At 37.4% G+C, this 24726-nt stretch carries 28 protein-coding genes and 2 other annotated features; of the genes, 16 read left to right on the plus strand and 12 right to left on the minus strand.

Annotated features, from left to right (window positions below; all coding sequences use genetic code 11):
- The first annotated feature begins 69 nt into the window (after nucleotides 1-69).
- Entirely contained in the window at nucleotides 70-621 is a 552-nt protein-coding gene (locus D8M06_RS10525; protein WP_121204366.1) for a nitroreductase family protein, read from the plus strand.
- A 443-nt stretch (nucleotides 622-1064) separates the two neighbouring features.
- On the opposite strand, the gene D8M06_RS10530 is transcribed toward D8M06_RS10525, so the two are convergent.
- Together D8M06_RS10530 and D8M06_RS10535 are read right to left on the minus strand one after the other, a co-directional pair.
- On the minus strand, nucleotides 1065-1859 hold the full coding sequence (locus D8M06_RS10530; protein ID WP_121204456.1) for a formate/nitrite transporter family protein: 795 nt from the start codon (nucleotides 1857-1859) through the stop codon (nucleotides 1065-1067).
- 173 nt (nucleotides 1860-2032) lie between these two features.
- On the minus strand, nucleotides 2033-2896 hold the full coding sequence (locus D8M06_RS10535) for an AraC family transcriptional regulator (RefSeq protein WP_121204367.1): 864 nt from the start codon (nucleotides 2894-2896) through the stop codon (nucleotides 2033-2035).
- Nucleotides 2897-3111: 215 nt separating this feature from the next.
- Nucleotides 3112-3360: a binding site (T-box leader), on the plus strand.
- A gap of 37 nt (nucleotides 3361-3397) precedes the next feature.
- Nucleotides 3398-3655, plus strand: a binding site (T-box leader).
- A 56-nt stretch (nucleotides 3656-3711) separates the two neighbouring features.
- On the opposite strand from D8M06_RS10535, the gene trpE reads away from it, so the two are divergent.
- The 7 genes from trpE to trpA are packed head-to-tail and all read left to right on the plus strand — an operon-like array spanning nucleotide 3712 to nucleotide 10094.
- Nucleotides 3712-5103, plus strand: coding sequence for an anthranilate synthase component I (gene trpE, locus D8M06_RS10540; RefSeq protein WP_121204368.1), 1392 nt, complete (start codon nucleotides 3712-3714; stop codon nucleotides 5101-5103).
- The gene (locus D8M06_RS10545; protein ID WP_121204369.1) at nucleotides 5087-5668 is read left to right on the plus strand and encodes an anthranilate synthase component II; all 582 of its coding nucleotides are present in this window, start codon (nucleotides 5087-5089) and stop codon (nucleotides 5666-5668) included. Before trpE ends, D8M06_RS10545 begins: the two co-directional genes overlap by 17 nt.
- Nucleotides 5665-6690 carry an anthranilate phosphoribosyltransferase gene (trpD, locus tag D8M06_RS10550; RefSeq protein WP_121204370.1) on the plus strand — a complete coding sequence of 342 codons (1026 nt, stop codon included), beginning with the start codon at nucleotides 5665-5667 and terminating at the stop codon, nucleotides 6688-6690. Before D8M06_RS10545 ends, trpD begins: the two co-directional genes overlap by 4 nt.
- Nucleotides 6691-7476 carry an indole-3-glycerol phosphate synthase TrpC gene (trpC, locus tag D8M06_RS10555; protein ID WP_121204371.1) on the plus strand — a complete coding sequence of 262 codons (786 nt, stop codon included), beginning with the start codon at nucleotides 6691-6693 and terminating at the stop codon, nucleotides 7474-7476.
- Nucleotides 7477-7479: 3 nt separating this feature from the next.
- On the plus strand, nucleotides 7480-8118 hold the full coding sequence (locus D8M06_RS10560; RefSeq protein WP_121204372.1) for a phosphoribosylanthranilate isomerase: 639 nt from the start codon (nucleotides 7480-7482) through the stop codon (nucleotides 8116-8118).
- Nucleotides 8096-9292 carry a tryptophan synthase subunit beta gene (gene trpB, locus D8M06_RS10565; RefSeq protein WP_121204373.1) on the plus strand — a complete coding sequence of 399 codons (1197 nt, stop codon included), beginning with the start codon at nucleotides 8096-8098 and terminating at the stop codon, nucleotides 9290-9292. The genes D8M06_RS10560 and trpB overlap by 23 nt, the downstream gene beginning before the upstream one ends.
- Nucleotide 9293: 1 nt before the next feature.
- The gene (gene trpA / locus D8M06_RS10570; protein ID WP_121204374.1) at nucleotides 9294-10094 is read left to right on the plus strand and encodes a tryptophan synthase subunit alpha; all 801 of its coding nucleotides are present in this window, start codon (nucleotides 9294-9296) and stop codon (nucleotides 10092-10094) included.
- 300 nt (nucleotides 10095-10394) lie between these two features.
- Here the strand turns inward: trpA and D8M06_RS10575 are convergent, their stop codons facing one another.
- Nucleotides 10395-11087 carry a hypothetical protein gene (locus tag D8M06_RS10575; RefSeq protein ID WP_121204375.1) on the minus strand — a complete coding sequence of 231 codons (693 nt, stop codon included), beginning with the start codon at nucleotides 11085-11087 and terminating at the stop codon, nucleotides 10395-10397.
- Between the two features lie 483 nt (nucleotides 11088-11570).
- Here D8M06_RS10575 and D8M06_RS10580 point away from each other — a divergent pair, with 483 nt between their 5' ends.
- Nucleotides 11571-11909, plus strand: a complete 339-nt coding sequence (locus D8M06_RS10580) for a thioredoxin family protein (protein WP_121204376.1) — start codon at nucleotides 11571-11573, stop codon at nucleotides 11907-11909.
- A 17-nt stretch (nucleotides 11910-11926) separates the two neighbouring features.
- On the opposite strand, the gene D8M06_RS10585 is transcribed toward D8M06_RS10580, so the two are convergent.
- From D8M06_RS10585 to D8M06_RS10610, 6 genes are read right to left on the minus strand one after another with little or no spacing between them, the layout of a single operon-like run.
- Nucleotides 11927-13255, minus strand: coding sequence for an ABC transporter permease (locus D8M06_RS10585; RefSeq protein WP_121204377.1), 1329 nt, complete (start codon nucleotides 13253-13255; stop codon nucleotides 11927-11929).
- Entirely contained in the window at nucleotides 13252-13944 is a 693-nt protein-coding gene (locus tag D8M06_RS10590; RefSeq protein WP_121204457.1) for an ABC transporter ATP-binding protein, read from the minus strand. The genes D8M06_RS10585 and D8M06_RS10590 overlap by 4 nt, the downstream gene beginning before the upstream one ends.
- Nucleotides 13945-13951: 7 nt before the next feature.
- Complete coding sequence (locus D8M06_RS10595; protein ID WP_121204378.1) at nucleotides 13952-15142, minus strand: hypothetical protein; 1191 nt, start codon at nucleotides 15140-15142, stop codon at nucleotides 13952-13954.
- 13 nt (nucleotides 15143-15155) lie between these two features.
- Nucleotides 15156-15995, minus strand: a complete 840-nt coding sequence (locus D8M06_RS10600; RefSeq protein ID WP_121204379.1) for a hypothetical protein — start codon at nucleotides 15993-15995, stop codon at nucleotides 15156-15158.
- Nucleotides 15992-16681 carry an ABC transporter ATP-binding protein gene (locus D8M06_RS10605; protein WP_121204380.1) on the minus strand — a complete coding sequence of 230 codons (690 nt, stop codon included), beginning with the start codon at nucleotides 16679-16681 and terminating at the stop codon, nucleotides 15992-15994. Before D8M06_RS10605 ends, D8M06_RS10600 begins: the two co-directional genes overlap by 4 nt.
- Nucleotides 16674-17066, minus strand: a complete 393-nt coding sequence (locus D8M06_RS10610; protein WP_121204381.1) for a GntR family transcriptional regulator — start codon at nucleotides 17064-17066, stop codon at nucleotides 16674-16676. The genes D8M06_RS10605 and D8M06_RS10610 overlap by 8 nt, the downstream gene beginning before the upstream one ends.
- Nucleotides 17067-17464: 398 nt before the next feature.
- Here D8M06_RS10610 and D8M06_RS10615 point away from each other — a divergent pair, with 398 nt between their 5' ends.
- Nucleotides 17465-18235, plus strand: a complete 771-nt coding sequence (locus D8M06_RS10615; protein ID WP_121204382.1) for an exodeoxyribonuclease III — start codon at nucleotides 17465-17467, stop codon at nucleotides 18233-18235.
- A gap of 43 nt (nucleotides 18236-18278) precedes the next feature.
- Nucleotides 18279-18677 (plus strand): VOC family protein, encoded by a 399-nt coding sequence (locus tag D8M06_RS10620; protein WP_121204383.1) that lies wholly within the window; start codon nucleotides 18279-18281, stop codon nucleotides 18675-18677.
- A 118-nt stretch (nucleotides 18678-18795) separates the two neighbouring features.
- Here D8M06_RS10620 and D8M06_RS10625 read toward each other — a convergent pair whose 3' ends face one another.
- From D8M06_RS10625 to D8M06_RS10635, 3 genes are all read right to left on the minus strand, one after another.
- Nucleotides 18796-19743 carry an MBL fold metallo-hydrolase gene (locus D8M06_RS10625; protein ID WP_121204458.1) on the minus strand — a complete coding sequence of 316 codons (948 nt, stop codon included), beginning with the start codon at nucleotides 19741-19743 and terminating at the stop codon, nucleotides 18796-18798.
- Between the two features lie 301 nt (nucleotides 19744-20044).
- Nucleotides 20045-21400 (minus strand): tripartite tricarboxylate transporter permease, encoded by a 1356-nt coding sequence (locus D8M06_RS10630; RefSeq protein ID WP_121204384.1) that lies wholly within the window; start codon nucleotides 21398-21400, stop codon nucleotides 20045-20047.
- Between the two features lie 6 nt (nucleotides 21401-21406).
- Nucleotides 21407-21658 (minus strand): hypothetical protein, encoded by a 252-nt coding sequence (locus tag D8M06_RS10635; protein ID WP_121204385.1) that lies wholly within the window; start codon nucleotides 21656-21658, stop codon nucleotides 21407-21409.
- A gap of 158 nt (nucleotides 21659-21816) precedes the next feature.
- On the opposite strand from D8M06_RS10635, the gene D8M06_RS10640 reads away from it, so the two are divergent.
- The 5 genes from D8M06_RS10640 (at nucleotide 21817) to D8M06_RS10660 (ending at nucleotide 24708) form a co-directional block, all read left to right on the plus strand.
- Nucleotides 21817-22440 carry a spore coat protein gene (locus D8M06_RS10640; RefSeq protein ID WP_121204386.1) on the plus strand — a complete coding sequence of 208 codons (624 nt, stop codon included), beginning with the start codon at nucleotides 21817-21819 and terminating at the stop codon, nucleotides 22438-22440.
- Between the two features lie 202 nt (nucleotides 22441-22642).
- A complete protein-coding gene (locus tag D8M06_RS10645; protein WP_121204387.1) occupies nucleotides 22643-23446 on the plus strand; it encodes a TIGR00266 family protein in 804 nt (267 codons plus the stop codon).
- Nucleotides 23447-23547: 101 nt separating this feature from the next.
- Nucleotides 23548-23730, plus strand: a complete 183-nt coding sequence (locus tag D8M06_RS10650) for a YfhD family protein (protein WP_121204388.1) — start codon at nucleotides 23548-23550, stop codon at nucleotides 23728-23730.
- Nucleotides 23731-23856: 126 nt separating this feature from the next.
- Nucleotides 23857-24309 carry a YueI family protein gene (locus D8M06_RS10655; RefSeq protein WP_121204389.1) on the plus strand — a complete coding sequence of 151 codons (453 nt, stop codon included), beginning with the start codon at nucleotides 23857-23859 and terminating at the stop codon, nucleotides 24307-24309.
- Between the two features lie 147 nt (nucleotides 24310-24456).
- Entirely contained in the window at nucleotides 24457-24708 is a 252-nt protein-coding gene (locus tag D8M06_RS10660) for a DNA alkylation repair protein (RefSeq protein WP_121204390.1), read from the plus strand.
- Nucleotides 24709-24726: the final 18 nt, after the last annotated feature.

The raw sequence follows: 24726 nt of genomic DNA on the forward strand, positions 1-24726 counted from the left end.
TTGCAATAAATACAGTAATTGATTAGAATTAATTGAAAATAGCGATCATTCATCTTAGGGGGAAAGAAAATGGGGCAGACAAATTATTTAGCCGATATGATTCGTTCGCGGCGCGCAGTTAAAAAAGGTTATACGAATCAGGAAGTAAAAGAAGAAACGGTACGTGATTTATTAGATAGCGCAATATGGGCACCAACTCACGGACTGCGCCAACCATGGAGATTCATTTTTGTGGGGGCTGATAAGCTACCTGACTTTGCCAAGAAAGTAGCAGCGACCTATCCTGAAGAAAGGCAGCAAAATCGCGAGAATTATCTTAATGAACCAAACGCGATTTTGGTTGTGGTTATGGATGAACCGGATATTCCTAAACAATGGGATGAAAACTTCGGCGCAACTGCTGCAATGATTCAAAACTTCTGGCTATTAGCATGGGAAAAAGGACTTGGTGTTGTCTGGAAAACAAATCCACACATTTATGACCAAAAAGTTAAGGATATATTAAATGTCGGGGAAAATGAAAAGATTGTTGGATTCATCCATCTTGGTTACTTTAGTGAAGAACCACTGAAAAAAGACCGTATCTCAGTGGATGAAAAATTCAGCACGTATAAAGGATAAATTAACAATAGCCTGGGCTCCCCTAGGCTATTTTTCTTTAGTTATAGGCTCTATTCGTAAAGTTTGTTGCTTTTAATAATTTTGTTGGAAATTGTTGATTTATTTATTAAGAATAAATATGAAATAAGGTGCATTGTTGATTTCCGCTCCGGGCAGTCGCTTTCCGTAGCGGGTATATAGCAGTATTCTTAATTAAAGTAATCCACAGTCTATACAAAATATAAGCTAAAGTCATCTTAATTCAACAATCTATTAGAAAAAATCCTAGTTATAGCTTTTTCGTTTACATAAATCAAACGTTTGTTATAAAGTTATCCACACCATCCACAGGTTTATCAACAGTTATTCACATATTTTTGTTAATAAAAGTTAGTTGGTATTTTCATGATTAAAACGGTTACTCACACTATCCACAAGTTTGTGGATAAATACTGAGGATAAGTTCATTCCATGATCTCCTTCTCATCAAAGAACGGTTTGTTTACATAGTAATACATCCAAGCCATAAACACCCCACCCCCAATTAAATTTCCAATTGTAACAGGAATCAGATTGTGAAGAATACCAGCTAATGTAAAGCTCTCCGGATGGTCCAGCACTAGAGCAATGGCGAATGTACACATATTGGCAATACTGTGTTCATAACCAGAAATAAAAAAACAAAACACAAACAACATCATAATAAATATCTTGGCGCCATCTCCCTTTAGCGTCATCGGAATAAAAAACGCAAGGCACACAAGCCAGTTACAAAGAATTCCTCTAAAGAAAAGCTGAGTTGTTGATATTTCAACCTTATTAACTGCCACATCTAACAAAAAGCGATTTACGGAAGCATCAACAAATAATTGCGTCGTTAAAATTAGAAAAGCAAAAGCCACAGCTCCTAAAATATTTCCAAAGTAGCTAAGTGTTAATAATTTTGCTACATCTATCCATTTCATCTTTTTACGTAAAGCAGCAAAGGTATAATAAAACGTATTTCCTGTAAATAAGTCTCCCCCACCAAACGCAATTAAAATGATAGCAGCACCAAAAGTAATCGCGGCCATAGGGTAAGAAAAAGGAGAGCCTAAGTTATAAAAATAACCACCCGTTTTAAATGCGACAATGACTCCAAAACCAATAAACATACTTGCTAAAGCAGCTCTTAATATGTAATGCAATACATTCGTTTGATAGAATTTTTGTTTTTTTAATGCTAATTTTTCTACTTCTAATAACGGATTTACTTCCATACTTCTTCCCTTTCTAAACATCATATTAACTGTAGTTTCGCCTTAGATATTCCCCTTATGCATCCACTTTTAAACCCTATTATTTGTGTGAAACCATCTTAAACAAACGTTTGATCATCTAATTAAACGAAAAGGGTACCTCGAGTTTACTCAAAGTACCCTTTTTGTAATATTTATTTTTTCCTAACCGGAATCCAAATTTCACTATAATAATCTTCATTTGCAGGATTCTCATCACTTAAATAAACTTCTAATTCCGGGCCACCTGCATGCTCATAATTAGTAGATGGAAACCATTCAGAGAAGATTCGTTCCCAAACCTTTGGCATGGCATCTGGCATAGATCCTTGCACCGGAAAAACGGCCCAGGTTGAAGCAGGAATCCGTTTTTCCTCCCATTCTTTAGGAAGGTCCTTTATCTGCTTTTCTGCTCCTATAAAATAAGTTAAATGTTCCTGTTTTTTATCAAAGTCCATACAAACTCCAATTAATCCCAGAGATCCACAAACTTTTGCTAAACGATCTGAAAATCCATTGCTATTCGACTCCTCCCAGAATGAGGCAATATTTTTGTAATTTTCTCCGTCAATTGTTGTGGTACGTATTCCTTTGCCAATCACCTCGAATGCTTCCTTCTCCGTAATACGATAATCCATTTCTACATCTCCCTTTATCTGAATTTGAAAAGAGAGTTTTGGAAAAGCTTTTAGAGATTGACTTTCTTTCCGAGCACTTGACGGACTAATACCATGAATTTTTCGAAAAGCCTTAGCAAATGCCTCAGGACTCTCATAGCCATAGTTTAGCGCTATTTCAATGACCTTGGAATCGGAATGAACTAGGTCATTGGCAGCCAGTGTTAATCGGCGATTGCGAATATATTCACTCACGGTAAAACCTGTTAGCATATGGAACATTCGTTGATAATGAAACTTAGACATATGTGCTATAGATGCTATCTCGTTAATAGTTAAAGTTTTATTCAAATGACTTTCTATATACTGAATACTGTCAACCATTCGTTGAAGCCCTTCCATCTAACCCCTCCCTTCTTCTTAAATTTAGCATGGCTTAATATATAAATCCTGTTCATTTATGCTAGATATGGACAGTATAATATATTATGTAGGGATTATTCCGATTTCTTTGATTTAAACGTAAGTGATTTCTTAGTTTTAATTTTAAGAAAAATATCAAAACACCCTTGACAATCTATTCTAACTATTCTAATATAAATATCAATAATTAAATTTCATAAGCGTTGACGAAGAAAAGTAGTCTATGAAGACACTAAAGAGAGCTGGTGGTTGGTGTGAACCAGTGTGACCCTAATAGATGAATGGGCTTCTGAGCTTCCAAACCGAACCAAACATCTTGCAGTAGGCTTTGGCGATTTCGTCTCATCGTTACCCGAGACAAATGTTAAGCACTTGCTTGACATTGCTAAAGCTGAGCTGTTTTATAGCTAATAAAGGTGGTACCGCGGTCCCTCGTCCTTTACGGATGTGGGATCTTTTTGTATGTAAAAATTGTATAATCCTAAATCGTTGAGTAAGAGTAGTAAGCAAGTACTAAGCGTCTTTAGAGAGCTGGTGATGGTGGAATTCCAGCACGCTAACTTTGCCGAATGGACTTATGAGAGGTCTCCTGAAAAGAGTAGGGAAACACGTTTTTCCGACGTTACACGGATAGGATATCGGATAGTTTTTATAATGACTTTCCCGTATCTGAATGAGATGAAAAGAGTTATTTCTCTTTTCAAGTGAGGTGGCACCGCGCATACAATCGTCCTCAAGTAGACACAATATTGTGTTTACTTGAGGACTTTTTTAATTAGAAAGGATTGGTTTATATGTCAGCACTCCCTTATAAGTTATTAAAACAAAATGCAAACACCTTAACACCAATAGATATTTACAGAAATTTACCTGGAGGCAAGAAATTTTTATTAGAAAGCACCTTCCAGCATGAGAAAAAGGGAAAGTATTCTTTTATTGGATCGGATCCATATGAAGAGGTTATTGGTCATTCCAATGAGACTACCAAAATAAATTCCGAAACCGAAGAAAAAGAGTACTTTCATAAAAATGCTTTAACCTATATCCAGGAGAATTTTTCTAAACTTGATTTGAATATACCCCTTCCCTTTTATGGCGGCGCCGTTGGGTATGTCGGTTATGATGCGATTCGAGAACATGAAAACATTGGGGAAAAACTGCCCGATGAAGTAAACATGCCTGATATCCATTTTATGATGTACAACAATATCATCGTTTTTGATCACAGTCATCAAGTTATCTATCTTATTGCCATCAACACGAAACAACAATCAGAAAAGGAATTAGACGAACGTCTCCATCATTTAAGCAATGCCCTCTGCAAGCGAGAAGAAACAATAGGAAATCAGAATACAATCAGCTTTGAGTCCCAAATAACCAAAGAGGCTTTTATGGAAAAAGTTCGTACTGCTAAAGAATATATTCAGCAAGGGGATATATTCCAGGTCGTTTTATCCCAAAGAATGGCAGCAGATATGGAAGGAGACCCATTTCATTTTTACCAAAAGTTGAGGGAAGCAAATCCTTCACCTTATATGTTTTATATAAACTTTGAGGATTATTTATTGTTAGGGGCCTCACCAGAGAGCCTTGTACAAACACAAGGAGACGTGGTCATAACCAATCCAATTGCTGGTACAAGAGCACGTGGTAAGACACCGGAAGAAGATGAAATGCTAATGAACGAACTATTGCAAGACGAAAAGGAAATTGCAGAACATCGCATGTTAATAGATTTGAGTCGAAATGACCTTGGGCGCGTCTGTGAAATTGGTTCTGTCACAATTCCAACCTATATGGAAGTTGAAAAATATCAGCATGTCATGCATATCGTCTCTGAAGTAAAAGGGACGTTAAAGAAAAAACATACCAGTATGGATGCATTGGTATCCTGCTTGCCTGCTGGTACAGTATCCGGAGCTCCCAAAATACGTGCTATGCAAATTATTAATGAACTGGAAGAAAAAAAACGCGGAGCTTATGCCGGTGGAATTGGTTTTATTAATTATAACCATGACATCAACATCGCCCTTGCCATTCGGTCTCTTGTTATTAAAAACAAGAAAGCATATTTGCAGGCTGGTGCGGGAATCGTTTTTGACTCCGACCCAGAACTAGAGTACCAAGAGACGCTTAACAAAGCTAAGTCCTTAATGGAGGTGAGTAAGTATGATCTTGTTAATTGATAACTATGACTCTTTCACGTATAACCTTTATCAATACTTTTCAGAGGAAGGTATCGATGTCAAGGTTGTGAGAAATGATGTCATCACAATTAAGGCAATAGAATTATTAAATCCTGATGCCATTGTTATTTCCCCTGGACCAGGCTTACCGGAACACGCCGGAATATGTATCGAAGTTATTCAGCATTTTTACAAAAAGATTCCTATCTTTGGAATTTGCTTAGGACACCAGGCAATTGCTGAAGCGCTCGGCGGGACACTTAGGCATGCTAAAGAAATCAAACATGGCAAAACATCACTTATAACCCATAACGGCCAGGGTGTCTTTCAATATCTACCAAACCCATTAGAAGTCATGCGCTATCACTCCATTGTTGTAGAGGATGTCCCAGAACAATTAGAGGTTACAGCCAACTCCATCAAGGATGATGAAATCATGGCTATTAAACATAAACAATACCCTGTTTATGGAGTACAATTTCATCCTGAATCAATTGGAACCGTAACAGGTAAGCAAATAATTCATAACTTTTCTACCCAAATGAAGGAGGAGATTGAAAATTGAAACATTATCTTGAAAAAATCATTGATCGCGAGGATTTAACGATAGAAGAAATGATGGCTGCAACTGAATATTGCCTTTCAGAAAACGCTACAGATTCAGAGATAGCTGCATTATTAACGGCACTCCAAGGAAAAGGAGAAACAGCTGATGAAATCGCAGGAATAGTGGAAGTAATTCGCTCAAGGTCAACTTTTAGTACAACACCTATTCAAGATGCCATCGATAACTGTGGTACAGGTGGAGATAAATCCTACAGTTTTAATATAAGTACCACTTCTGCCTTTGTACTCGCTGGTGCTGGTATTACCGTTGCTAAACATGGAAACCGCAGTATCACAAGCAAATCTGGTAGTGCTGATGTCCTAGAGAATCTAGGAATTTCCTTATCTTTCACCAAAGATCATGTTGAGGAATTACTTCATGAAAATAAAATTGCCTTTTTATTCGCCCCAAATGTTCACGCGGCATTAAAGCCTTTTACAAAAGTTAGAAAGCATTTGGGTATCCGGACGGTATTTAATCTTATTGGTCCATTGACTAATCCTATTGAGTTAGATACACAATTGCTCGGTGTTTACAGTCGTGAAGTCATGCCAATGTTAGCAGAGTCTCTAAAAAAACTAGGCAGAAGGCGAGCAATTGTAATTAACGGTGCCGGTAACGTAGATGAAGCCACTTTAGCTGGTGAAAATCATCTAATTATCTTAGATGACGGTAAATTAACCAATCTCACACTAACGCCTGAGAGTGTTGGTTTACCAGTCTATACCAAAGAGGAAATACTTGGTGGCACTGCAAAAGACAATGCAGAAATTTTATTAGGTGTATTGAATGGAAAAAAAGGAGCTTACTATGATACCGTTCTTTTAAATGCAGGTCTTGGTATTTTTACCAATGGAAAAGCAGAAACGATACAAGAAGGTATTGAACTCGCCCGTGAAAGCATTGAGTCTGGTGCAGCATTAGAGAGACTGCAGCAACTCATTTCCTATAGTCAGAGAATTCCAAGTGAGGTGTACTAAATGACCATATTAGAAAAGATATTAGCAGAAAAAGAAATTGAAATACAAAAATATTTCAATCAAACGTTTGATTCAATGAAGACAGAATCAGTTCCTTCCTTTAAAGAAATTGTTTCGTCAACAGATTCTCTTTCTATCATTTCTGAAATTAAACGCTCCTCTCCTTCTAAGGGAGAGATTGATATAAACGTAAATCCTATCGAGCAAGCAAGACAATATGAAACATTTGGAGCCAGTGCTATTTCTGTATTAACCGATCCAGCTTTTTTTAACGGAACTATGGATGATTTAAGAGAAGTGCGAAAAGCAGTGAATCTGCCAATCTTATGCAAGGACTTTATCATTGACCCAATACAAATAGACCGAGCCAAAGCTGCAGGTGCCAACATTATCTTACTGATTGTTGCGGCACTAAATGATACGGATTTAGAGAATCTATATCACTATGCTAGAGATTTAGATTTAGAAGTGCTTATTGAAGTTCATAACGAAGAAGAAATGAAACGCGCATTAAAGCTTCGCCCAGAAATTATTGGTATTAATAATCGTAACTTAAAAACATTTGAAGTAGATATAGCGACAACGGAAAAACTAGCGTCCATGGTTACAAATCCAGATACGATCTTAATTAGTGAAAGCGGAATGAAAACGCAGGAAGATGTCATTCGTGCTAGAAATGCTGGTGCAAAAGCAATTTTAGTTGGCGAGACACTGATGCGTTCAGCAAATTTAGAAGAAACGTTTCATGATTTAAAAGTGCCCCTTCCTACAAAAGGAGCGAAATAATCTATGCTAGTGAAAATTTGTGGGATACAAACAAAAGAAGCTGCAGAAGTTGCGATCTCCAGTGGGGCTGATTTTATTGGATTTGTATTTGCAGACAGCAAGCGTAAAATGGAACCTACTCAAGCAGCTAGGATTGTGAAAAACATTCCCAATTCTGTTCAAAAGGTTGGCGTTTTCGTCAATGAGTCGGTTGAAAAAATGATAGATATCGCTGAACAGGTTGGTCTGGATGTTATTCAGCTGCATGGAGATGAATCCCCGGCCATTGCTGAAAAGCTTCCTTATAAAGTAATCAAAGCATTTGCTGTAGACGCTAATTGCCTTTCAGAAATTCAAACCTACCCATGTGATTATTATTTATTAGATAGTCCTAAAGGGAAATACCGAGGCGGAAACGGAAAAACTTTTGATTGGGATCTGCTGAATCACCTCCCACTCGATTCAAGCAAAGTTATACTTGCTGGCGGACTGTCAGCAGAAAACGTTCAAACAGCAATCCGACAAGCTAAACCCGCTGGAGTAGATGTCTCCAGTGGCGTCGAAACGAATAGGAAGAAAGATCTTAATAAAATAACTCAATTTATTAAACAAGCAAAAGCAACAGGAAAGGATGAGTTCAATGGCAACATACACCATGCCTGATCAAACAGGACGATACGGAAAATTTGGAGGACAGTTTGTACCAGAATTATTAATGCCAGCCTTAATCAATTTAGAAGATGCTTACACAGAAGCTATGAATGACCCAGCTTTTGTAGAGGAGCTTGATTATTATTTGAAACAATATGTAGGAAGAGAAACTCCTCTGTATTATGCAGAGCAATTAACGAAACAGCTTGGAGGAGCAAAAGTCTACCTAAAACGGGAAGATTTAAATCATACTGGTGCACACAAAATTAATAACACCATAGGTCAAGCACTATTAACGGTTAGAATGGGAAAGAAAAAAGTTGTTGCTGAAACAGGCGCAGGCCAGCATGGGGTGGCGACAGCTACAGTGTGCGCTCTGCTTGGCCTCGACTGTATTGTGTTTATGGGTAAAGAAGACATTCGTCGGCAAAAACTCAACGTCTTCCGTATGGAGCTATTAGGTGCAGAAGTTCGCGGAGTCTCGCAAGGAAGCGGAACATTAAAGGACGCAACCAACGAAGCACTTCGCTACTGGGTTAGCCATGTTAACGATACGCATTATATCCTAGGGTCTGCTGTAGGACCTCATCCATTCCCCAAAATCGTTCGTGATCTTCAATCTGTTATCGGAATGGAAACCAAAAAGCAAATTTTAGATCAAACGGGGCTATTACCAGATGCAGTGGTTGCCTGCGTTGGTGGCGGAAGTAATTCCATTGGTATGTTTTATCCATTTATTGATGATCAGGATGTAAAATTATATGGGGTAGAAGCAGCCGGTGCAGGAATTGATACAGACCAACATGCGGCAACACTGACTAAGGGGAATCTAGGAATCTTACACGGAACATTATCTCGTCTTCTGCAAGATGAGCATGGACAGATTGAAGAGGCCTTTTCCATATCAGCCGGTCTGGACTATCCTGGGGTTGGACCTGAACATAGTCATTTACATGATACGAAGCGTGTTACTTATACCTCTATCACGGATAAGGAAGCACTGGAGGCCTTCCAATTCCTTTCTAAAACAGAAGGGATTATCCCTGCATTAGAAAGTGCACATGCTGTTGCTTATGCCATGAAACTAGTAAAAGACATGCGCAGTGATGAGAGCCTTGTTATATGTTTATCTGGACGTGGTGACAAAGACGTCGAACAAGTAAAAGCAAGATTGGAGGCAGAATAAGATGGGGAAAGCCAAATTAGAGCATACTTTGCAACAGAAACTAACAGATAATCAGAATTTATTTGTCCCCTATATCATGGCTGGGGATGGTGGACTTGGTATATTAGAAGAACGAATTTCCTTTTTAGCAGAAAGCGGAGCATCTGCCATTGAATTAGGAATCCCTTTCACTGATCCTGTAGCGGATGGACCAACCATTCAGGATGCCGGGAAGCGTGCGTTAGAAAATGGAACATCATTAAAAGCAGTGCTTGAAATCCTATATTCATTTAAGGAAAAACGCTCTGTTCCCATTATTCTCATGACCTATATGAACCCCATTTACAGTTATGGTGTAGAGCAATTCGCTATAGATTGTGACAAATCTGGTGTAGATGGTGTCATTATTCCTGATCTACCAATGGAGGAAGAAGGAATGGTAGCTGATAAGTTAACCGAAAGCGACATTGCATTTATTCGTCTCGCAGCAATGACGAGTCCAGAACATCGGTTAGCAGAGATTGCCAATCGATCGGAAGGTTTTCTTTATGCTGTTTCCGTTTTAGGAACAACCGGTGCACGAAAAGCTCACAGTAATGATGTTCATACTTATCTGGAAACATTAAAGAAGCATAGCTCTGTTCCAGTATTAGCAGGATTTGGGGTTTCCGCTGTAGAGCAAGCACGCGAATTAAGTTCCTATTGCGATGGGGTTATTGTTGGAAGTAAAATCGTGGATCTTTTTAATGATGGAAAGACCAGTGATGTAAGGGCATTAATTGAAGGAAGTATCCATCCAGAAAGCAAAGCTCGAGCAAGATAAATCTGCACGTCTTTACTTAAACTTTTAGGATTGCTAATATAATTCTGTAATATATTAGCATTAGGGGAGCCCAACCGGGTGAGAATGACATATTTGTCTAAATCCTCTGCATCCGATATAGGAAATACTAGCATGAGTACGTACTTTGCTGTCATTAGTTTTTATGTGATGCACAAAGGCGACTGCATTCCATAGTGAGTGCAGTTTTTTTGTGCTAGGGTGTTTTCGTCTAGGTCAAAATCAGAATTTTTAGTACAATCGCTTTTTAACCTCTATTAGTAGCTTGAACCTTTTGATCAATTAAGTCGAGCTCTCTATCAACCGACTCGCAACTTCTATCAACCGACCCGCAACTTCTATCAACCGACCCGCAACTTCTATCAACCGACCTGCACCTGCTATCAACCGACCTGCACCTGCTATCAACCGACCTGCACCTGCTATCAACCGACCTGCACCTGCTATCAACCGACCTGCACCTGCTATCAACCGACCTGCACCTGCTATCAACCGACCTGCACCTGCTATCAACCGACCTGCACCTGCTATCAACCGACCTGCACCTGCTATCAACCGACTCGCAACTTCTATCAACCGACCCACACCTGCTATCAACCGACCCGCAACTGCTATCAACCGACCCGCAACTTCTATCAACCGACTCGCAACTTCTATCAACCGACCCGCAACTGCTATCAACCGACTCGCAACTTCTATCAACCGACTCGCAACTTCTATCAACCGACTCGCAACTTCTATCAACCGACCCGCGACTTCTATCAACCGACTCGCAACTTCTATCAACCGACTCGCAACTTCTATCAACCGACCCGCGACTTCTATCAACCGACCCGCGACTTCTATCAACCGACCCGCGACTTCTATCAACCGACCCGCGACTTCTATCAACCGACCCGCGACTTCTATCAACCGACCCGCGACTTCTATCAACCGACCCGCGACTTCTATCAACCGACCCGCGACTTCTATCAACCGACTCGAATCCACTCACAATCTTTTTGATTCCACTCTTTCGCATTTGCCTTAATGCACGCGCAGCATCTTCGCGAATTTAGCCCGCAAAGAAGATGATTCAGCCATCTTCCCATCAATCACAGAAAAATCCCTGTATCTCTTTCCAATTACAGCAGCCACTTGGGGATATCGATACTTTGTGCATTCAATAACTCGCGATTTTTCCATAAAATCTAAAATCAGTAAACCCTTTAACAATAAAAAAACGGAAAGCCCAAACACACGGCTTTCCCAATGAGAACGAATCATGGATCGAAGGAAAAAACTTTATCTAAACATTTCATGCTTAGATATATATTATATTTATTCAGAAACTTAATACTTGTATAGTTAGCATTTCCCAAGATATATGTACAGTTATTAACAGCGGTTCCAATCCATGATAGAAATTAAGTAGACTGGTATACTATAAATAAAGAAAATTAAATCTGAGGTGCGAACATGAGAAATTTCGAGGAATTAAACAGCATAGAAACAGTCAATCAGTTCATCCAAGACAATGAATTAGCCTTTTTGTATATCTCCAGACCAAACTGCAGTGTTTGTCATGGACTCCTTCCACAAGTTCAGGACCTGATGGACAAATACCCAAAAATCAAGCTTGGTCATATTAATACAGAAGCCGTGGAAGAAGTAGCTGGACGCTTTGATATTTTCACCGTTCCTGTCTTACTTTTCTTCGTTGACGGTAGAGAGTATGTGCGTGAAGCACGAATTGTTCATATGGATTTGTTTGAAGAAAAAATGGACAAAATATATGAAAATATAGCTAGCGATTAATCGCCAGCCATATTTTTTTATATTTCTCTTCGCATTGCCTTTAACACATCTATTTCTGTTGCTTTTTTTGCCGGACGCAAGCCAGATAGGATGGTTACAAGTAAACAAATTCCAACCGATATAAGAATGAGACTAACTGGGATCGATGAAAATTGCAGCCCTTCTGGTAATGATTCGTCAAAAGCTGTTTCCAATATGAGCGGAAGACCTATATTCACAAGAGCACTTGTTGCATAGGCAACTGCTACTCCAATCAGTGCCCCAATAATCCCTATATAACTGCTTTCCAATAAGAAAATTTGTTTAATGGTTTTAGGATTGGCTCCTATAGCTTTCATGATCCCAATATCCGGTGCCCTTTCTGTCACTGCCATGGTCATTGTATTATAAATTCCAATGGAAGCAATGATAATAGCGATAGTTCCTACTAAAATTAATCCGGCTTTACCAATTGCGAAAAACATATTGATTTGTTTCATCTCATTTACAACCGAATATGTCATATAATTTTCTTCATCGAGCTTGTCTGCTATCCCTTGTACAGCTTCCAAATTGTCTGCGTAAACTTTTACTTCATCAAATGTCTCTATGGAGGTCGAATCCAGTTCTTTAGGGTCTACCCCTAGTTCTCCTCCTGGTGTACCAGTAAACTTCTCCACCTCAGAAAACACCTTATCAGATATATACACATTCTTATCCTGCATCCATTCTCTAGTTGGAGCTTCTAGAACACCAACTATCTTTAGGGGAATTGAGTCCTTTTCATCATCATTATTTATAACTGTCATCTCTAAGACCTCATCTACTAAATTTCCTTGGTAGATATATCCTTCTTTGATTTCTCCAGTTTCCTCATCATAGATATTTTCATCGGTAACTTCGGCGAGGTTTTTAATAAAATGACTACCAACCACTACTTCTCCCCTGTTTTCTGGTAGCCTGCCTTCTCTTAATGTCAATCCAGAGGCAACCTCAGATGGAAAGTGAGCAGCTACTGCCGCGGTCTCTGCTTCATAATCATCCATCGCAAATAAAGGCATTTGTCGAAGCTGATTTCTTCTTGTTACTGCTTTTACCTGTTCAATGGATTCCAGATATTCAATGTTCTCCAAAGTTAAACTTTGAAAATTACCTTTTTCATCCTCTTGACCATAAATATCTATTTGCGTAATGATTTGCTGTTCCAATGTATCCTCTACAATTGATTCCTGCAGACCGTAAGCAATAGAAGCAAGTACAATCAGAAACGCGCATCCCATTGCTGTTGCCAATATCGTCATAAATGTTCGAATCTTGTTCTTTTTAATATTTTGTCTAATAAACCTTAGCTGGTCCCTAAATTTCATTGGCTTACACCACTTTCTACAAGCCTACCATCACGTATGGCAATGGTACGATGTCCAGTTCTTGCTACTACTTCATCATGAGTAATAATCAAGAAAGTAATTCCTAAATCCTCGTTTAGTTGTTGGATAAATTCCAGTAAACTCGCTTCCGTTTCACTATCCAAACTTCCTGTTGGTTCATCAGCTAAAATTAGAGGTGGCTCAAGTATTAATGCCCTTGCAATACTAATCCTTTGCTGCTGTCCACCAGACAATTCACTAGGATAATAATCCCCAAACTCTTTCAGTCCTACCTTTTCTAACATATCTAAGGTCATTTGCTTTCTCTTATTTTCATTTTCTCCTTTCAAAATCAGTGGTAGCTCAATATTTTGAAAGGCAGTCATCGAAGGAATCAACTGGAAGTTTTGAAAGATAAACCCCATATGTTTTAAACGAAAATTAGCAAACTGTTTTTCTGTAAAGGTACTTACTTCCGACCCGTTGATCCAAATTTCACCCCTCGTTGGATGTATAAAACCACTAATCAAATTAAGCAATGTAGACTTCCCTGATCCACTCTTCCCAACAAGTGTAACTACTTCTCCTTTCTTTACCTGAAAGGAAATATCTTTTAAAACACTTATGCGCGTTTGTTGCTTCTTCTTTCCCAAAATAAATTCATGATGAAGCTGTTTAATATCCAACATTATTTCTTTATTCATTTTCAATCACCATATCATATAGGTTTAGATAATAATCCCCTTGCTCATCTTTCGGATTTGCAAATTCTATTTTCCCTTCATAAACTAATTCTTCCATTTCAAGATTCAAGGCATAAATATTCGTTTGTTTATCGTTGAAGTTAGCCATGTAGAGCATATCATTTTTAATTTCTACCAGATTTGCTGGATGTACTTCTTCTGTTGTTTGTAATTCTATTAAGATCCATTCATCATTTCTGATATTGTAGGCTTTGATTTGCAGATTATTTGCTTCGGTATCAAAAAAATAAATAGAATCTTTATATACTTTACTGAATGTTGGATCAGCACCCACTTCTTCGGATAGGTCTAACTCAATTGTTTCGTTCGTCTCATAATGATATGCAACATATTCTGTCCTATCACGAACGGAGGAACCGTATTGCTCCCCTTTCATATATCCTAGTTGGAAAACAAAGTAATTCTCCTGTCCAATATGACTGTGACTATTTATCTCACTTATATGAATCCATTCTGCAGGGGATCCACTGTCACTAGTTAGTATTACCTCATCACTATTTATTTTTTGATTCGTTAAATCTATTTGATATACATGAATTTCTTCTGAGTCTGATTCACTGGGACTTCCTCGTTTAATATTACGACTAATTACAATTAATTTATCATGAGAAACTTGAACATCTTGAATATTTATAAAGCTATATTCTTTTGCATTCGGCAAAGTAACTTGAAAAGCAGTTCTCTCCTTTGTTCTTTTATCTAATAATTCAACATCAAATGAATCATCTGGTTCATCCAAACTATAGGGACCTACAAAAGCTAATAGTTCATTATTTTCAAAAAGGGTTGTACTGCTTTCTCCTTTACCGCGCATAAAGCTGCGATAGTCACTTTGCAGCCTTTCAATTAACGTACTCCTATAAAAAAGCTGATCCAAATAGGACCGTTCCTCTCGATAGACAGTTCCTTCTGAGGTGAGATTAAAATGTTCTGAAAGCCCTTCCTCATTCACACCGTACTCTCCAGTAACCATTAAAGACTCTATTTCTGCTTCATCCCCATTTATTGTTTTGAAAACAAATTCAGGATACTCGCTTTTTGCTAATGCATTTTGTACATAATACGTTCCAAAACTAAACACAATAATGGCTGTAATAACGATTAATTTCCAATATCTTAACATTTTTCTTCCCTCCTTAAACAGTAACTTTCCGGTTTAATAGGTAGTTACTAATCCATAGCGATAATCCAATTACCAATAGCCCTAAGATAATTTCTAAAATAAAGATTTCTATCGGGTATAAATATCCTGTTTCAAAAAATACTTCAATCATTATAGGAAACAAAAACAAAACCTGTGCTGCTATATAGTAAATGACACCATATACAATCCCTCTTAATCGAAAACTTCTCTCAAATAAGATTGCTGTAAATAAGATGAAAACATGCATAAATCCAATCCCATAATTGATGAGAAACTGAATAAAACTATTAGGGATAATTAATCCCAGATACCCGTATCCAAATTGTCCTACAAGCTCTGATACTGACATATCTATTCGTAAGTCTAATGGGACAATCCATTGCAATATGGTGGATTCAATTGGAAGAAGGATTAACTGAATGCCTACTAATCCAAGAACCATTAAGAAAATTGCACTTGCTTTAGCCAAGAGCACATTTAATCTTGCAGTTGGCAGCATTAACAATCGATAAACGAAGGTATTTTTCCCGAACCAGTCTCGGTACCAAATGAAGAAACAATAAAAGATTAATGCTGCCACACTTAACCCAATTGGAATCATAAAGTATCCAGTTTCCAAAACACGATGTAAACCGAATTTTCCATTTTGTCCTACAAACTCCATTAAGGGCACCGAATACTCATACATCGCTTCAGTTGCTTTATCCAAGTACTGTCTCGACTCAAGAATTACCCCAACTATTTGCAAGACAATAGTCATTCCAATTAAAACGAAATAGATTTTAATAAATCGTTTTAATTCAAAATCAACTAATTTCACATAGTTCTTCATTGCTTGTAAACCTCCCTCATTACATCCACAACAGACTTCCCTTCATTTTCTCGGACTTCTTCTGTATGGAATTCTTTCCGTACTACTCCTTCATCGAGCAGGACAACTTTATCGATTAAATGTTCAATATCATTGATCTCATGCGTTGTAATAATCACACCACGGTCTTCTACTAAGTGACTTGTAAACACCTCAGCTATTTGCTCCCTGCTAAAAATATCAATTCCAGTAAAGGGTTCATCCATTAATAGATAATCCACATCTAATGCAAGGCCAAGTAATAAATTTACTTTTGCTGTATTTCCCTTGGAAAGACTGGATATCTTTTCTTCTTCTTTTAATCTAAAAAATGTTAATAATTCATTTGCTCGTTCTGAATTCCAGCTTTCATAAAAATCCTTCATAAATTGTAATGCTTCTCCAATAGTCATTTGCGGCAACATGGTAATAGCATCAGGAATAAAAGTTATCTTTTCAAAAGTTTTTTTACTCAATTTCTCTCCATCAATTAAAATTTCACCACTTTTAATTGGGGTAAGATTCATGATTGCATTCATTATGGTTGTTTTCCCAACTCCATTAATACCAATTAAGCAGGTAATTTCCCCTTTATTGGCCGTAAAGGAAACTCCTTTAAGTACTTTCTTGCGCCCAAAATTCTTAGAAATATCTTTTACTTCAATCATTTTTATCCCTCCGTTCAAAGACGTCATCGTTATATTTTTCCTTAAGTATCCCCACTACTTCTTCAATAGGCACTTTAATTGGTCGAATTGCTGAAACAAAATCTTCTACAGCTTCTAAAATTAACTCTTCTCGTACAGAACTAATTATGTTTTCATCTCTCGTTATTTTGCTCGGACTATTTCCCTGGGTAAAAATCAAGCCGGCTTCCTCCATTTCCTTATACGCACGTTGCGCTGTATTTGGATTAATTTTTAATTGATTAGCTAATTCTCTCCGTGAAGGTATCTCCTGTCCAGGTTCTAGGTTCCCGGTAGCAATTTGTTCTTTAAAGTGTCGAACGACCTGTACATAAACAGGATCCCTCTTATTAAATGTCACTTTCATAGCAACAGCTCCTATATCTTTCTAGTGGCGTTTCCAGTGTATTAATCAGTTAATACACATTCAACATAAAAAATGTACGAATGGTATACCTAAGCTGTATCAACTGGATAATACACCTTGTGCATAAAAAAATGCGTATGAATCACTTAGTACACTCTGTGATGTATTATATGTTTAATACACCGGTATTGTCAAGATTATATTTTCAATAAGCAATCGACAAAATGACAAAATATATTTCCTCGGAAATATATTTTGACAATAAAGGACATAAATCACTATTATTCACGCAAGGTTTCTACACTAATTACCATCTAATGGATAAACCTGTGAAATATATGTCATTCGATTAATATGATAGAATAATACTATTATCAATAAAGGGAGAAATACTATCTATGAAACTCGTATCGTGGAATGTAAACGGACTTCGTGCATGTGTCCGTAAAGGATTTTTAGACTATTTTAATGATGTTAATGCAGATATTTTCTGTGTACAAGAAACCAAACTGCAAGAAGGTCAAATAAATTTGGACTTAGAAGGATATCATCAATATTGGAACTATGCCGAAAGAAAAGGTTATTCAGGTACTGCCGTATTTACGAAGAAAAAGCCATTATCTGTTTCCTATGGCGTTGGAGATGATGAGTCACAGGATGAAGGACGAATCATTACTTTAGAATATGAAACGTTTTATTTAGTTAACGTCTATACACCAAATTCGAAACGAGATTTAACCAGATTGGATTATCGTTTGGAATGGGAAGATAAACTGTATGAATATCTAAAAGAACTGGACAAGAAAAAGCCTGTTATATACTGCGGGGATTTAAATGTCGCACATCAGGAAATTGATTTAAAAAACGACAAAACCAATCACGGTAATTCTGGGTTTACTACAGAAGAACGCGGAAAAATGACGCGTCTATTAGATTCTGGATTTATTGACAGCCTCCGTTTCTTTTATCCTGAAAAAGACGATATTTATACATGGTGGAGTTATATGAAAACAATTCGTGAACGAAATGTTGGTTGGCGGATAGATTATTTCATTGTATCTGAAAGAATAAAAGAATCATTGGCTGACTCTCAAGTTCATTCTGAAATTATGGGCAGTGACCATTGCCCAATAATGCTGGAACTCCACCTGCCTAATAGAGAGGTTTAATATTGCTGAAAACATTCATACTGGATTCTAGGAGGTTATTACTTTGAGAAAACTAGTACCACATATTCGAATCGAAAATTGTAAAGAGGCCATCAAATACTACCAGAGTATCTTCGGTGGCGAGATTAAAAATACCCAATTAGCAGATGGAATAGAGATGTTCAAAGGCCAGGAAGGAAAATATATTCATGCAGAATTGCATATAAATGAACAGTGTATTATCTACTTCGCTGATACATTAGATCAGCAGTTCACCATTGGCAATAACATTCTATTTGGTCCTGATCTCGATAGCGAGGAAGAAATTAAAAGGGTGTATCATTCTCTTTCTGAAAACGGAGAAATTCAAATGGAACTTCAAGATACGTTCTGGGGAGCCAAGCATGCTATTGTGAAAGATAAGAATGGAATTGCTTGGGAATTGAATTATACGAAGGAATAATAGTTCAGTATGAGAATATATTTATAATAAAGTCATCATATCTATAGTCATCATAAAAATAAGCTAAAATACTAGGAAGCACTCATAGTTCATCCAACCATGAGTGCTTCTCTTCTTATCACTGTTTTAATTTCTGAAAATAATCCACTATCCCCAACGAACAAACTTGCATGTCTAAGTTTATGATAATAAATACTTCATGTTCATCAGGTATTCCTTGTTTTCTCAAGGTTCTTTTTACTCTATCCAATAATCTACCAGCAAGTACATCATAGCCTTTCCGCTCAGCCATGACTTGTTCTCCCTCTTCCACAAATATATCAAGCCAATTTAATACTTGATCTAATGCATCATCCACTCCCTCAGTCACACCAAAATGACCGTAATAAATACGATCCAGATTCATTTCTTTGATCCTTTTTATCGATTTTTCCATAGCATTTGGATCAAAATGATTTGGAGAAGTTGTTGGCAAAAAGAAATTGACACCCTCATTAATTAATTGCTGATACCTTACACCAACTGTATCTCCAGTAAACAACCCATTACTTAATGGATCATAGATACTGAAATGATGTTTTGCATGTCCAGGTGTGTCAAAGAATTCAAGCGTACATTCTGGACCAATTCTAAGTGTATCCCCTTCTGTTTTCACAAGTAAGCGATCTTCAGGAACCGGAACAATCGGATCAAATAAATCAGAAAAACTATCCCCATAAATAGACCGAGCACCTGCTGCTAACTTTCTTGGATTTGCTAAATGCCTTTCTCCTCTAGGATGAACGACAACTTGAGCATTTGGACATTCTTTCATTAATAGCCCTGCCCCACCAGAATGATCAAGATGTACATGTGTCACAATAATATATTTCACTTGATCCAGAGAAAAACCTAATGTTTCCAGCCCTTTTTTCACATATTTGATTGATGGACTAGGACCTGTTTCAATCAATGTTAACGCTTCCTCATTAATCACATATGTACCCGTTCTGTTTGGAACATCCATGTCGAATCCATCAATTAAGTAAATTCGCTCATCTAATTGGATTGGATCTTTTTCTTTCATTTTCATCTTCTCTCCCCTCCACACTAGCTACTTTCTCTCATAGTAGCATAAATTCCAGCCTCACAGTTAGCGAAATATGGTCTCTGTGTTCCATTTTGTTGATTTTTTCTGCTGTTGTAGATATCTTCTGCCATCGTTGATATCCGGCTGTTGGTCGTCGATATACCCTCTCACTAAGTTGATATATGTTTTATCTCCGTAGATATATGCGCCATCTGCGTTGATTTCATCTCTCCTACAAAAAAACTACAAAGAAGCACTGCGCAATCTAATACGCAATGCTTTTATTCAAACCAACCATCTAAAACACCAAATGTCCTACCATCCATGGAGCAGCATACAGTATCATAAATTGGACTCCGTAGTTCACACCCCAACGATGGAGGATTCCGGCAACCAAACCAATTAATAATACACCAAAAATGTTAATGACTCCTGCATCCATATAAGCCAGCATTAAAACTAGACCAAAGAAAACACCTAGTAATGCTTCATGCGGGATATATTTAAAAACAAAAGAACATATTTGCTGTGCGTATTTCATTGTAATAAAATAAGTCAAACAAATGGCAATGACTGCTCCAATCACTGTAGCAATAACAAATTCATTCATCGATAAAAGGTGGTGTAAATTATGATCTTCATTGAAAACTGGCGGTGCATTAAATAATGCCATCCCAGGCCCTAAAGCTGTAGGTGACAAAGGAGTTCCAATCGCAATTAATGGAATAAGAATACCGGCAATGTAAGCTGCATTCGTTACTCCATCCATACTGGATATCGCTCTCGATGCTCTTTTAATAGGATCTTTAATTCTACTTGTAAATGTTTCTCCAAGAAAGATTGTCATACCAACCGGACTCATAAAGAAGGTAATGATACCTAAAACAGAAGACCCTGAGGAAGATAACACTTCCTTCTTGTCTAGTATTTTAAAGGGGTTTGGAAATCCTTTGATTGGTTCTTGGCGCTTTAAAATAATTAAATTCTTTTCACGTCTCGGTATTTTACTTCGCAGTTCTCTATTCAATAATTCAAACAAGCGTAATATAATCGGTCCAATAGTTATTCCTAAAAAAAATGAAGTAAAAACAGTAACGTCCTCGGGTACCGCTCCTACTCCCCAATATAAATGTCTTAGACCTTGTATGAGCAATGCAAACGGAACAATAGAAACTAAAGCAAGCCACCTATTTTTAGACATTAATGCCAGAAAAATAGCCCCACCAAAAAATATTTGACTGGAATAAGCGGAAAGCAAGTCTCCTAATGGTATAAGTAAATTAGCCAATATTAAACTTAGCGGAACAGAAATAATCGTACCAATAACGGAACCAGAAGCCATTTTTCGTATACTGACATCCGCCAGCCCATGTTTTTTTAAAACCATGGCGTGTTCAACCATCGGGGCAGACATCACTCCACCTGGAATACCAGCAATTGCAACAGGAATAGAATCTGATAATTTTTTGGCAATAATTGCTGACATAAAAAAAGATAATAATACGATTGGTTCCATACCAGCTAAAACCAATATTAACGTAACAGGTGCTAATACTGCTGTTTCATCCGTTCCTGGAGCTATACCAATTATTGTATACAAAACAGCCCCAAATATGGCTGCAAGAACCATTTCAAAAATTAGTGATATTTCCATGAATTACTACTCCTCATCTTCATAACGTAATACTCTCTTTGGTTTAACAATAATACTGCAAATAAGAAAACCAATTACAACTCCCGCTAGACCAAATAATAGCGGTTGCTGCGAATCGTTAGGGGCAATGAGATATCCACCTAAGGCTGTAACACTACAGATTAGCATACTAAAAACTAAATCCTTGATGTTTACAACATCTTCCCATACTTCAATATTTTCAGCAGCTTGTTCTTTGGATTGATTTTGTTGCGTCATCATAAACCTCCGTTTCCATTTTTTTAGTTAAAAAAATTATACTTGAATCCACCCATAATATACAAACCAAAAATTGCATGCTTTAACAATTTAAATAAAGTATAACAACAGGGCTCTAGCTAAAAATAATCGTGACTAAATTCAAGGAGGTCATTTTTTTGCATACTCAACAGCCAAATCCAAATTTCCAAGGATCATCTCAAATTCCCGATCAATTTAGTCATGGTGGACATGAAATATTCGACGCTGAGGAAGCAATTGGCGGTCTAGTAGGTGGTATGGAACAATACCTGCTCTATGAACAGCATGTCCAAGATCCCGAATTAAAAACAATGCTGAATAAGCACAAGACTTATTTAACTCAAGTTTATAACTCCCTTGTTCAGACATTCAAAACTGGACAAGAGCCAACGGTAAAAACACAGACGTATAACTTTTCTCAGGATACGAATAACACCATTTATGGTATGCAGCAGCCACCACAACCAAAAACACCTGCACAAAGTGTCAATGAGATTAATGATGAATGTATAACAGGGTTCATGATGGGTTGCTTAAAGGCTAATGCATCTGCCTTTACTATGGCAGCACTTGAAGCTACCAATCCAGTTGTACGAAGAGCATTTGCAGATAGTATCCCGAATATTATCGAGATGGCTTACGAAGTATTCCTATACCAAAACCGAAATCAATATTATCAAGTGCCACAATTAAAACAAGAGGACATGCAAGCGTATATGAACAGCTATGCACCTGTCCAAGGCCAAATGCCAACTCATTAAAATCTTTTCATCTAACGTACGCTCGTGGTCGAGCGTACGTTTTTTATCAATCAATTTATTCCTTCACTATTCCAAGCATCCTTAAAATGTGCTTTTTTACATTTTTTAATCTTAACGTTTCCTATCTGGTACAAAATGATCGAATCTTTTCGTGCGCTAAAACGTACTATTGGATATAATAATCTAAAAGGGGCTGATAAGAATGAATAATCATGAGATTGATTACAAGCTTTATGGAGATGATATGCAATTTGTTGAGGTAGAACTTGACCCTCAGGAAACAGTTATTGCTGAAGCAGGAAGTCTAATGATGATGGACGACCAAATTAAAATGGAAACAATATTTGGTGATGGTTCATCTAATCAAGGCAGTGGTTTAATGGGAAAGCTATTGGGTGCAGGTAAACGAGTCCTAACTGGCGAGAGTTTATTTATGACTACTTTTACAAATGAAGGAACTGGAAAGAAACATGTTTCCTTCGCTTCCCCCTATCCAGGAAAAATCATTCCCATGGATTTAAGCGAAATTAACGGGAAATTAATTTGTCAAAAGGATGCATTCCTTGCAGCTGCCAAAGGCGTGTCTGTTGGAGTAGAACTTCAGAGAAAGATTGGTACAGGATTCTTTGGTGGGGAAGGGTTTATTATGCAAAAACTCGAAGGAGATGGCATGGCATTTGTACATGCAGGTGGAACTATCCATAAACGGGAATTAAATGCCGGAGAAACGCTTCGGGTCGATACCGGTTGCCTTGTCGCGATGACTGGTGATGTAGATTATAACATCGAATTTGTTGGCGGGGTAAAAACAGCATTATTTGGTGGGGAAGGTTTATTTTTTGCTACGTTACGCGGCCCAGGAACAGTATGGGTTCAATCTTTACCATTCAGTCGATTAGCAAGTAGAGTATTCGCTTCAGCTCCACAACGGGCTGGATCAGAATCTAAAGGAGAAGGCAGTATTGCAGGTGGATTGTTTAACTTATTGGGTGGGGACAGAAGATAACAACTGTCATTTTTTCCATATAATGATTGCAATGTTGCGTTGTAGAATTAGCATAGTTACACATACTATCCATGTAAATTCCTATTGAAGGGGTGTTACACATGGGTGGCAGAGATGATCATAAAAAGAAAAGAAACAATGTATTAGCACAAACTCCTAAGAATCAATTGTCTGATGGAATAGACATTGAATTTTCTGAGGAATTAGCCGATGCAGAAGATAAAGAAGCACAAGCTAGAAGCAAAGCTGCTGATAAGAGAGCCAAATCGAAAAAAAACTTATAAAATCATTACTAAGAGGTGGTTCATGCATGAACCACCTCTTTTCCACATATATTATCTTTGACATACCTACTAAGCATGCAGTAGATTTAAGACATAGACAGCATATGATAAAGGACTGAATAAACAATGAGTGACAAAGACGTAAATGATTACTTAACTGAGGGAATGTATGGTACTCGACTTCCTAAAGAAGAAGAACGCAAGAAGTTCCTTGGCACACTACGAGAACGTATCGTACTTGCACTAACGATTGGTCAAGTGATGACAGATAAAGGGATAGAGAAATTAGAGGATGCCATGAAACAAAATAAAAAAGCAAAATTACTAATTAATGGTCACGTAGATACTCGATTTATGACGGAAGAGAAAAAACTCGCTAATAAATATAATATTCCTTATACAATCATAAGAAATGAAGAAAATAATACAGACATCGGGGCTGTGTTAACCTATGACTACGCAATAGATAAAGAAGATATTTTTTTAGAAGAAAGTGTAGAAGAAGTTACCGATAAGAAAGAAGATACAGAAAAAAAGCAAGGATCCTTACTCTCCAAAATGAAAAAGTGGTTCAGCTAAAAGAAACCTAGTGCAGCAATATTCATGCTAGGTTTCTTTTCTTTTATTATATTTTTTACCATACAAAAATTCTTATGACAAGTCTCCTGTTACCTATTACATATTTCAAAACAAGTAAGGAATAATAACATCAGGAGGTGTTTTGTAATGAATCAAGCTTATCGTTGTCCCAATTGCAAAACAAACAGTTCAAGATTTAATATAATTGAACAAGTGGCTAAACCCGTAAAATTAGACGCCAACACGGGAGAAGTTCTAAATGACTATTCCAATGATACAGTAGAAGTATTTCACCATCTGTACAAAGGCCCAAAGTACCGCATCCAGTGTGCCTCTTGTGGCTTAATAGAAGATGAAAGCAGCTTTGCAAAGTTCGCTGAGTATAACAGAAAATCTTAGAAAACAAAGCATTGCTCC

Origin of the sequence: Oceanobacillus halophilus (assembly GCF_003628505.1) — a bacterium.
Lineage (GTDB): Bacteria > Bacillota > Bacilli > Bacillales > Amphibacillaceae > Oceanobacillus > Oceanobacillus halophilus.

Bases quoted from the DNA above. Each gene is read 5' to 3' on its own strand.
- D8M06_RS10525 (WP_121204366.1), top strand. From the start codon at position 70: ATGGGGCAGACAAATTATTTAGCCGATATGATTCGTTCGCGGCGCGCA.
- D8M06_RS10530 (WP_121204456.1), bottom strand. From the start codon at position 1,859: ATGGAAGTAAATCCGTTATTAGAAGTAGAAAAATTAGCATTAAAAAAA.
- D8M06_RS10535 (WP_121204367.1), bottom strand. From the start codon at position 2,896: ATGGAAGGGCTTCAACGAATGGTTGACAGTATTCAGTATATAGAAAGT.
- trpE (WP_121204368.1), top strand. From the start codon at position 3,712: ATGTCAGCACTCCCTTATAAGTTATTAAAACAAAATGCAAACACCTTA.
- D8M06_RS10545 (WP_121204369.1), top strand. From the start codon at position 5,087: ATGATCTTGTTAATTGATAACTATGACTCTTTCACGTATAACCTTTAT.
- trpC (WP_121204371.1), top strand. From the start codon at position 6,691: ATGACCATATTAGAAAAGATATTAGCAGAAAAAGAAATTGAAATACAA.
- D8M06_RS10560 (WP_121204372.1), top strand. From the start codon at position 7,480: ATGCTAGTGAAAATTTGTGGGATACAAACAAAAGAAGCTGCAGAAGTT.
- trpB (WP_121204373.1), top strand. From the start codon at position 8,096: ATGGCAACATACACCATGCCTGATCAAACAGGACGATACGGAAAATTT.
- trpA (WP_121204374.1), top strand. From the start codon at position 9,294: ATGGGGAAAGCCAAATTAGAGCATACTTTGCAACAGAAACTAACAGAT.
- D8M06_RS10580 (WP_121204376.1), top strand. From the start codon at position 11,571: ATGAGAAATTTCGAGGAATTAAACAGCATAGAAACAGTCAATCAGTTC.
- D8M06_RS10585 (WP_121204377.1), bottom strand. From the start codon at position 13,255: ATGAAATTTAGGGACCAGCTAAGGTTTATTAGACAAAATATTAAAAAG.
- D8M06_RS10590 (WP_121204457.1), bottom strand. From the start codon at position 13,944: ATGTTGGATATTAAACAGCTTCATCATGAATTTATTTTGGGAAAGAAG.
- D8M06_RS10595 (WP_121204378.1), bottom strand. From the start codon at position 15,142: ATGTTAAGATATTGGAAATTAATCGTTATTACAGCCATTATTGTGTTT.
- D8M06_RS10600 (WP_121204379.1), bottom strand. From the start codon at position 15,995: ATGAAGAACTATGTGAAATTAGTTGATTTTGAATTAAAACGATTTATT.
- D8M06_RS10605 (WP_121204380.1), bottom strand. From the start codon at position 16,681: ATGATTGAAGTAAAAGATATTTCTAAGAATTTTGGGCGCAAGAAAGTA.
- D8M06_RS10610 (WP_121204381.1), bottom strand. From the start codon at position 17,066: ATGAAAGTGACATTTAATAAGAGGGATCCTGTTTATGTACAGGTCGTT.
- D8M06_RS10615 (WP_121204382.1), top strand. From the start codon at position 17,465: ATGAAACTCGTATCGTGGAATGTAAACGGACTTCGTGCATGTGTCCGT.
- D8M06_RS10625 (WP_121204458.1), bottom strand. From the start codon at position 19,743: ATGAAAGAAAAAGATCCAATCCAATTAGATGAGCGAATTTACTTAATT.
- D8M06_RS10630 (WP_121204384.1), bottom strand. From the start codon at position 21,400: ATGGAAATATCACTAATTTTTGAAATGGTTCTTGCAGCCATATTTGGG.
- D8M06_RS10635 (WP_121204385.1), bottom strand. From the start codon at position 21,658: ATGACGCAACAAAATCAATCCAAAGAACAAGCTGCTGAAAATATTGAA.
- D8M06_RS10645 (WP_121204387.1), top strand. From the start codon at position 22,643: ATGAATAATCATGAGATTGATTACAAGCTTTATGGAGATGATATGCAA.
- D8M06_RS10650 (WP_121204388.1), top strand. From the start codon at position 23,548: ATGGGTGGCAGAGATGATCATAAAAAGAAAAGAAACAATGTATTAGCA.
- D8M06_RS10655 (WP_121204389.1), top strand. From the start codon at position 23,857: ATGAGTGACAAAGACGTAAATGATTACTTAACTGAGGGAATGTATGGT.
- D8M06_RS10660 (WP_121204390.1), top strand. From the start codon at position 24,457: ATGAATCAAGCTTATCGTTGTCCCAATTGCAAAACAAACAGTTCAAGA.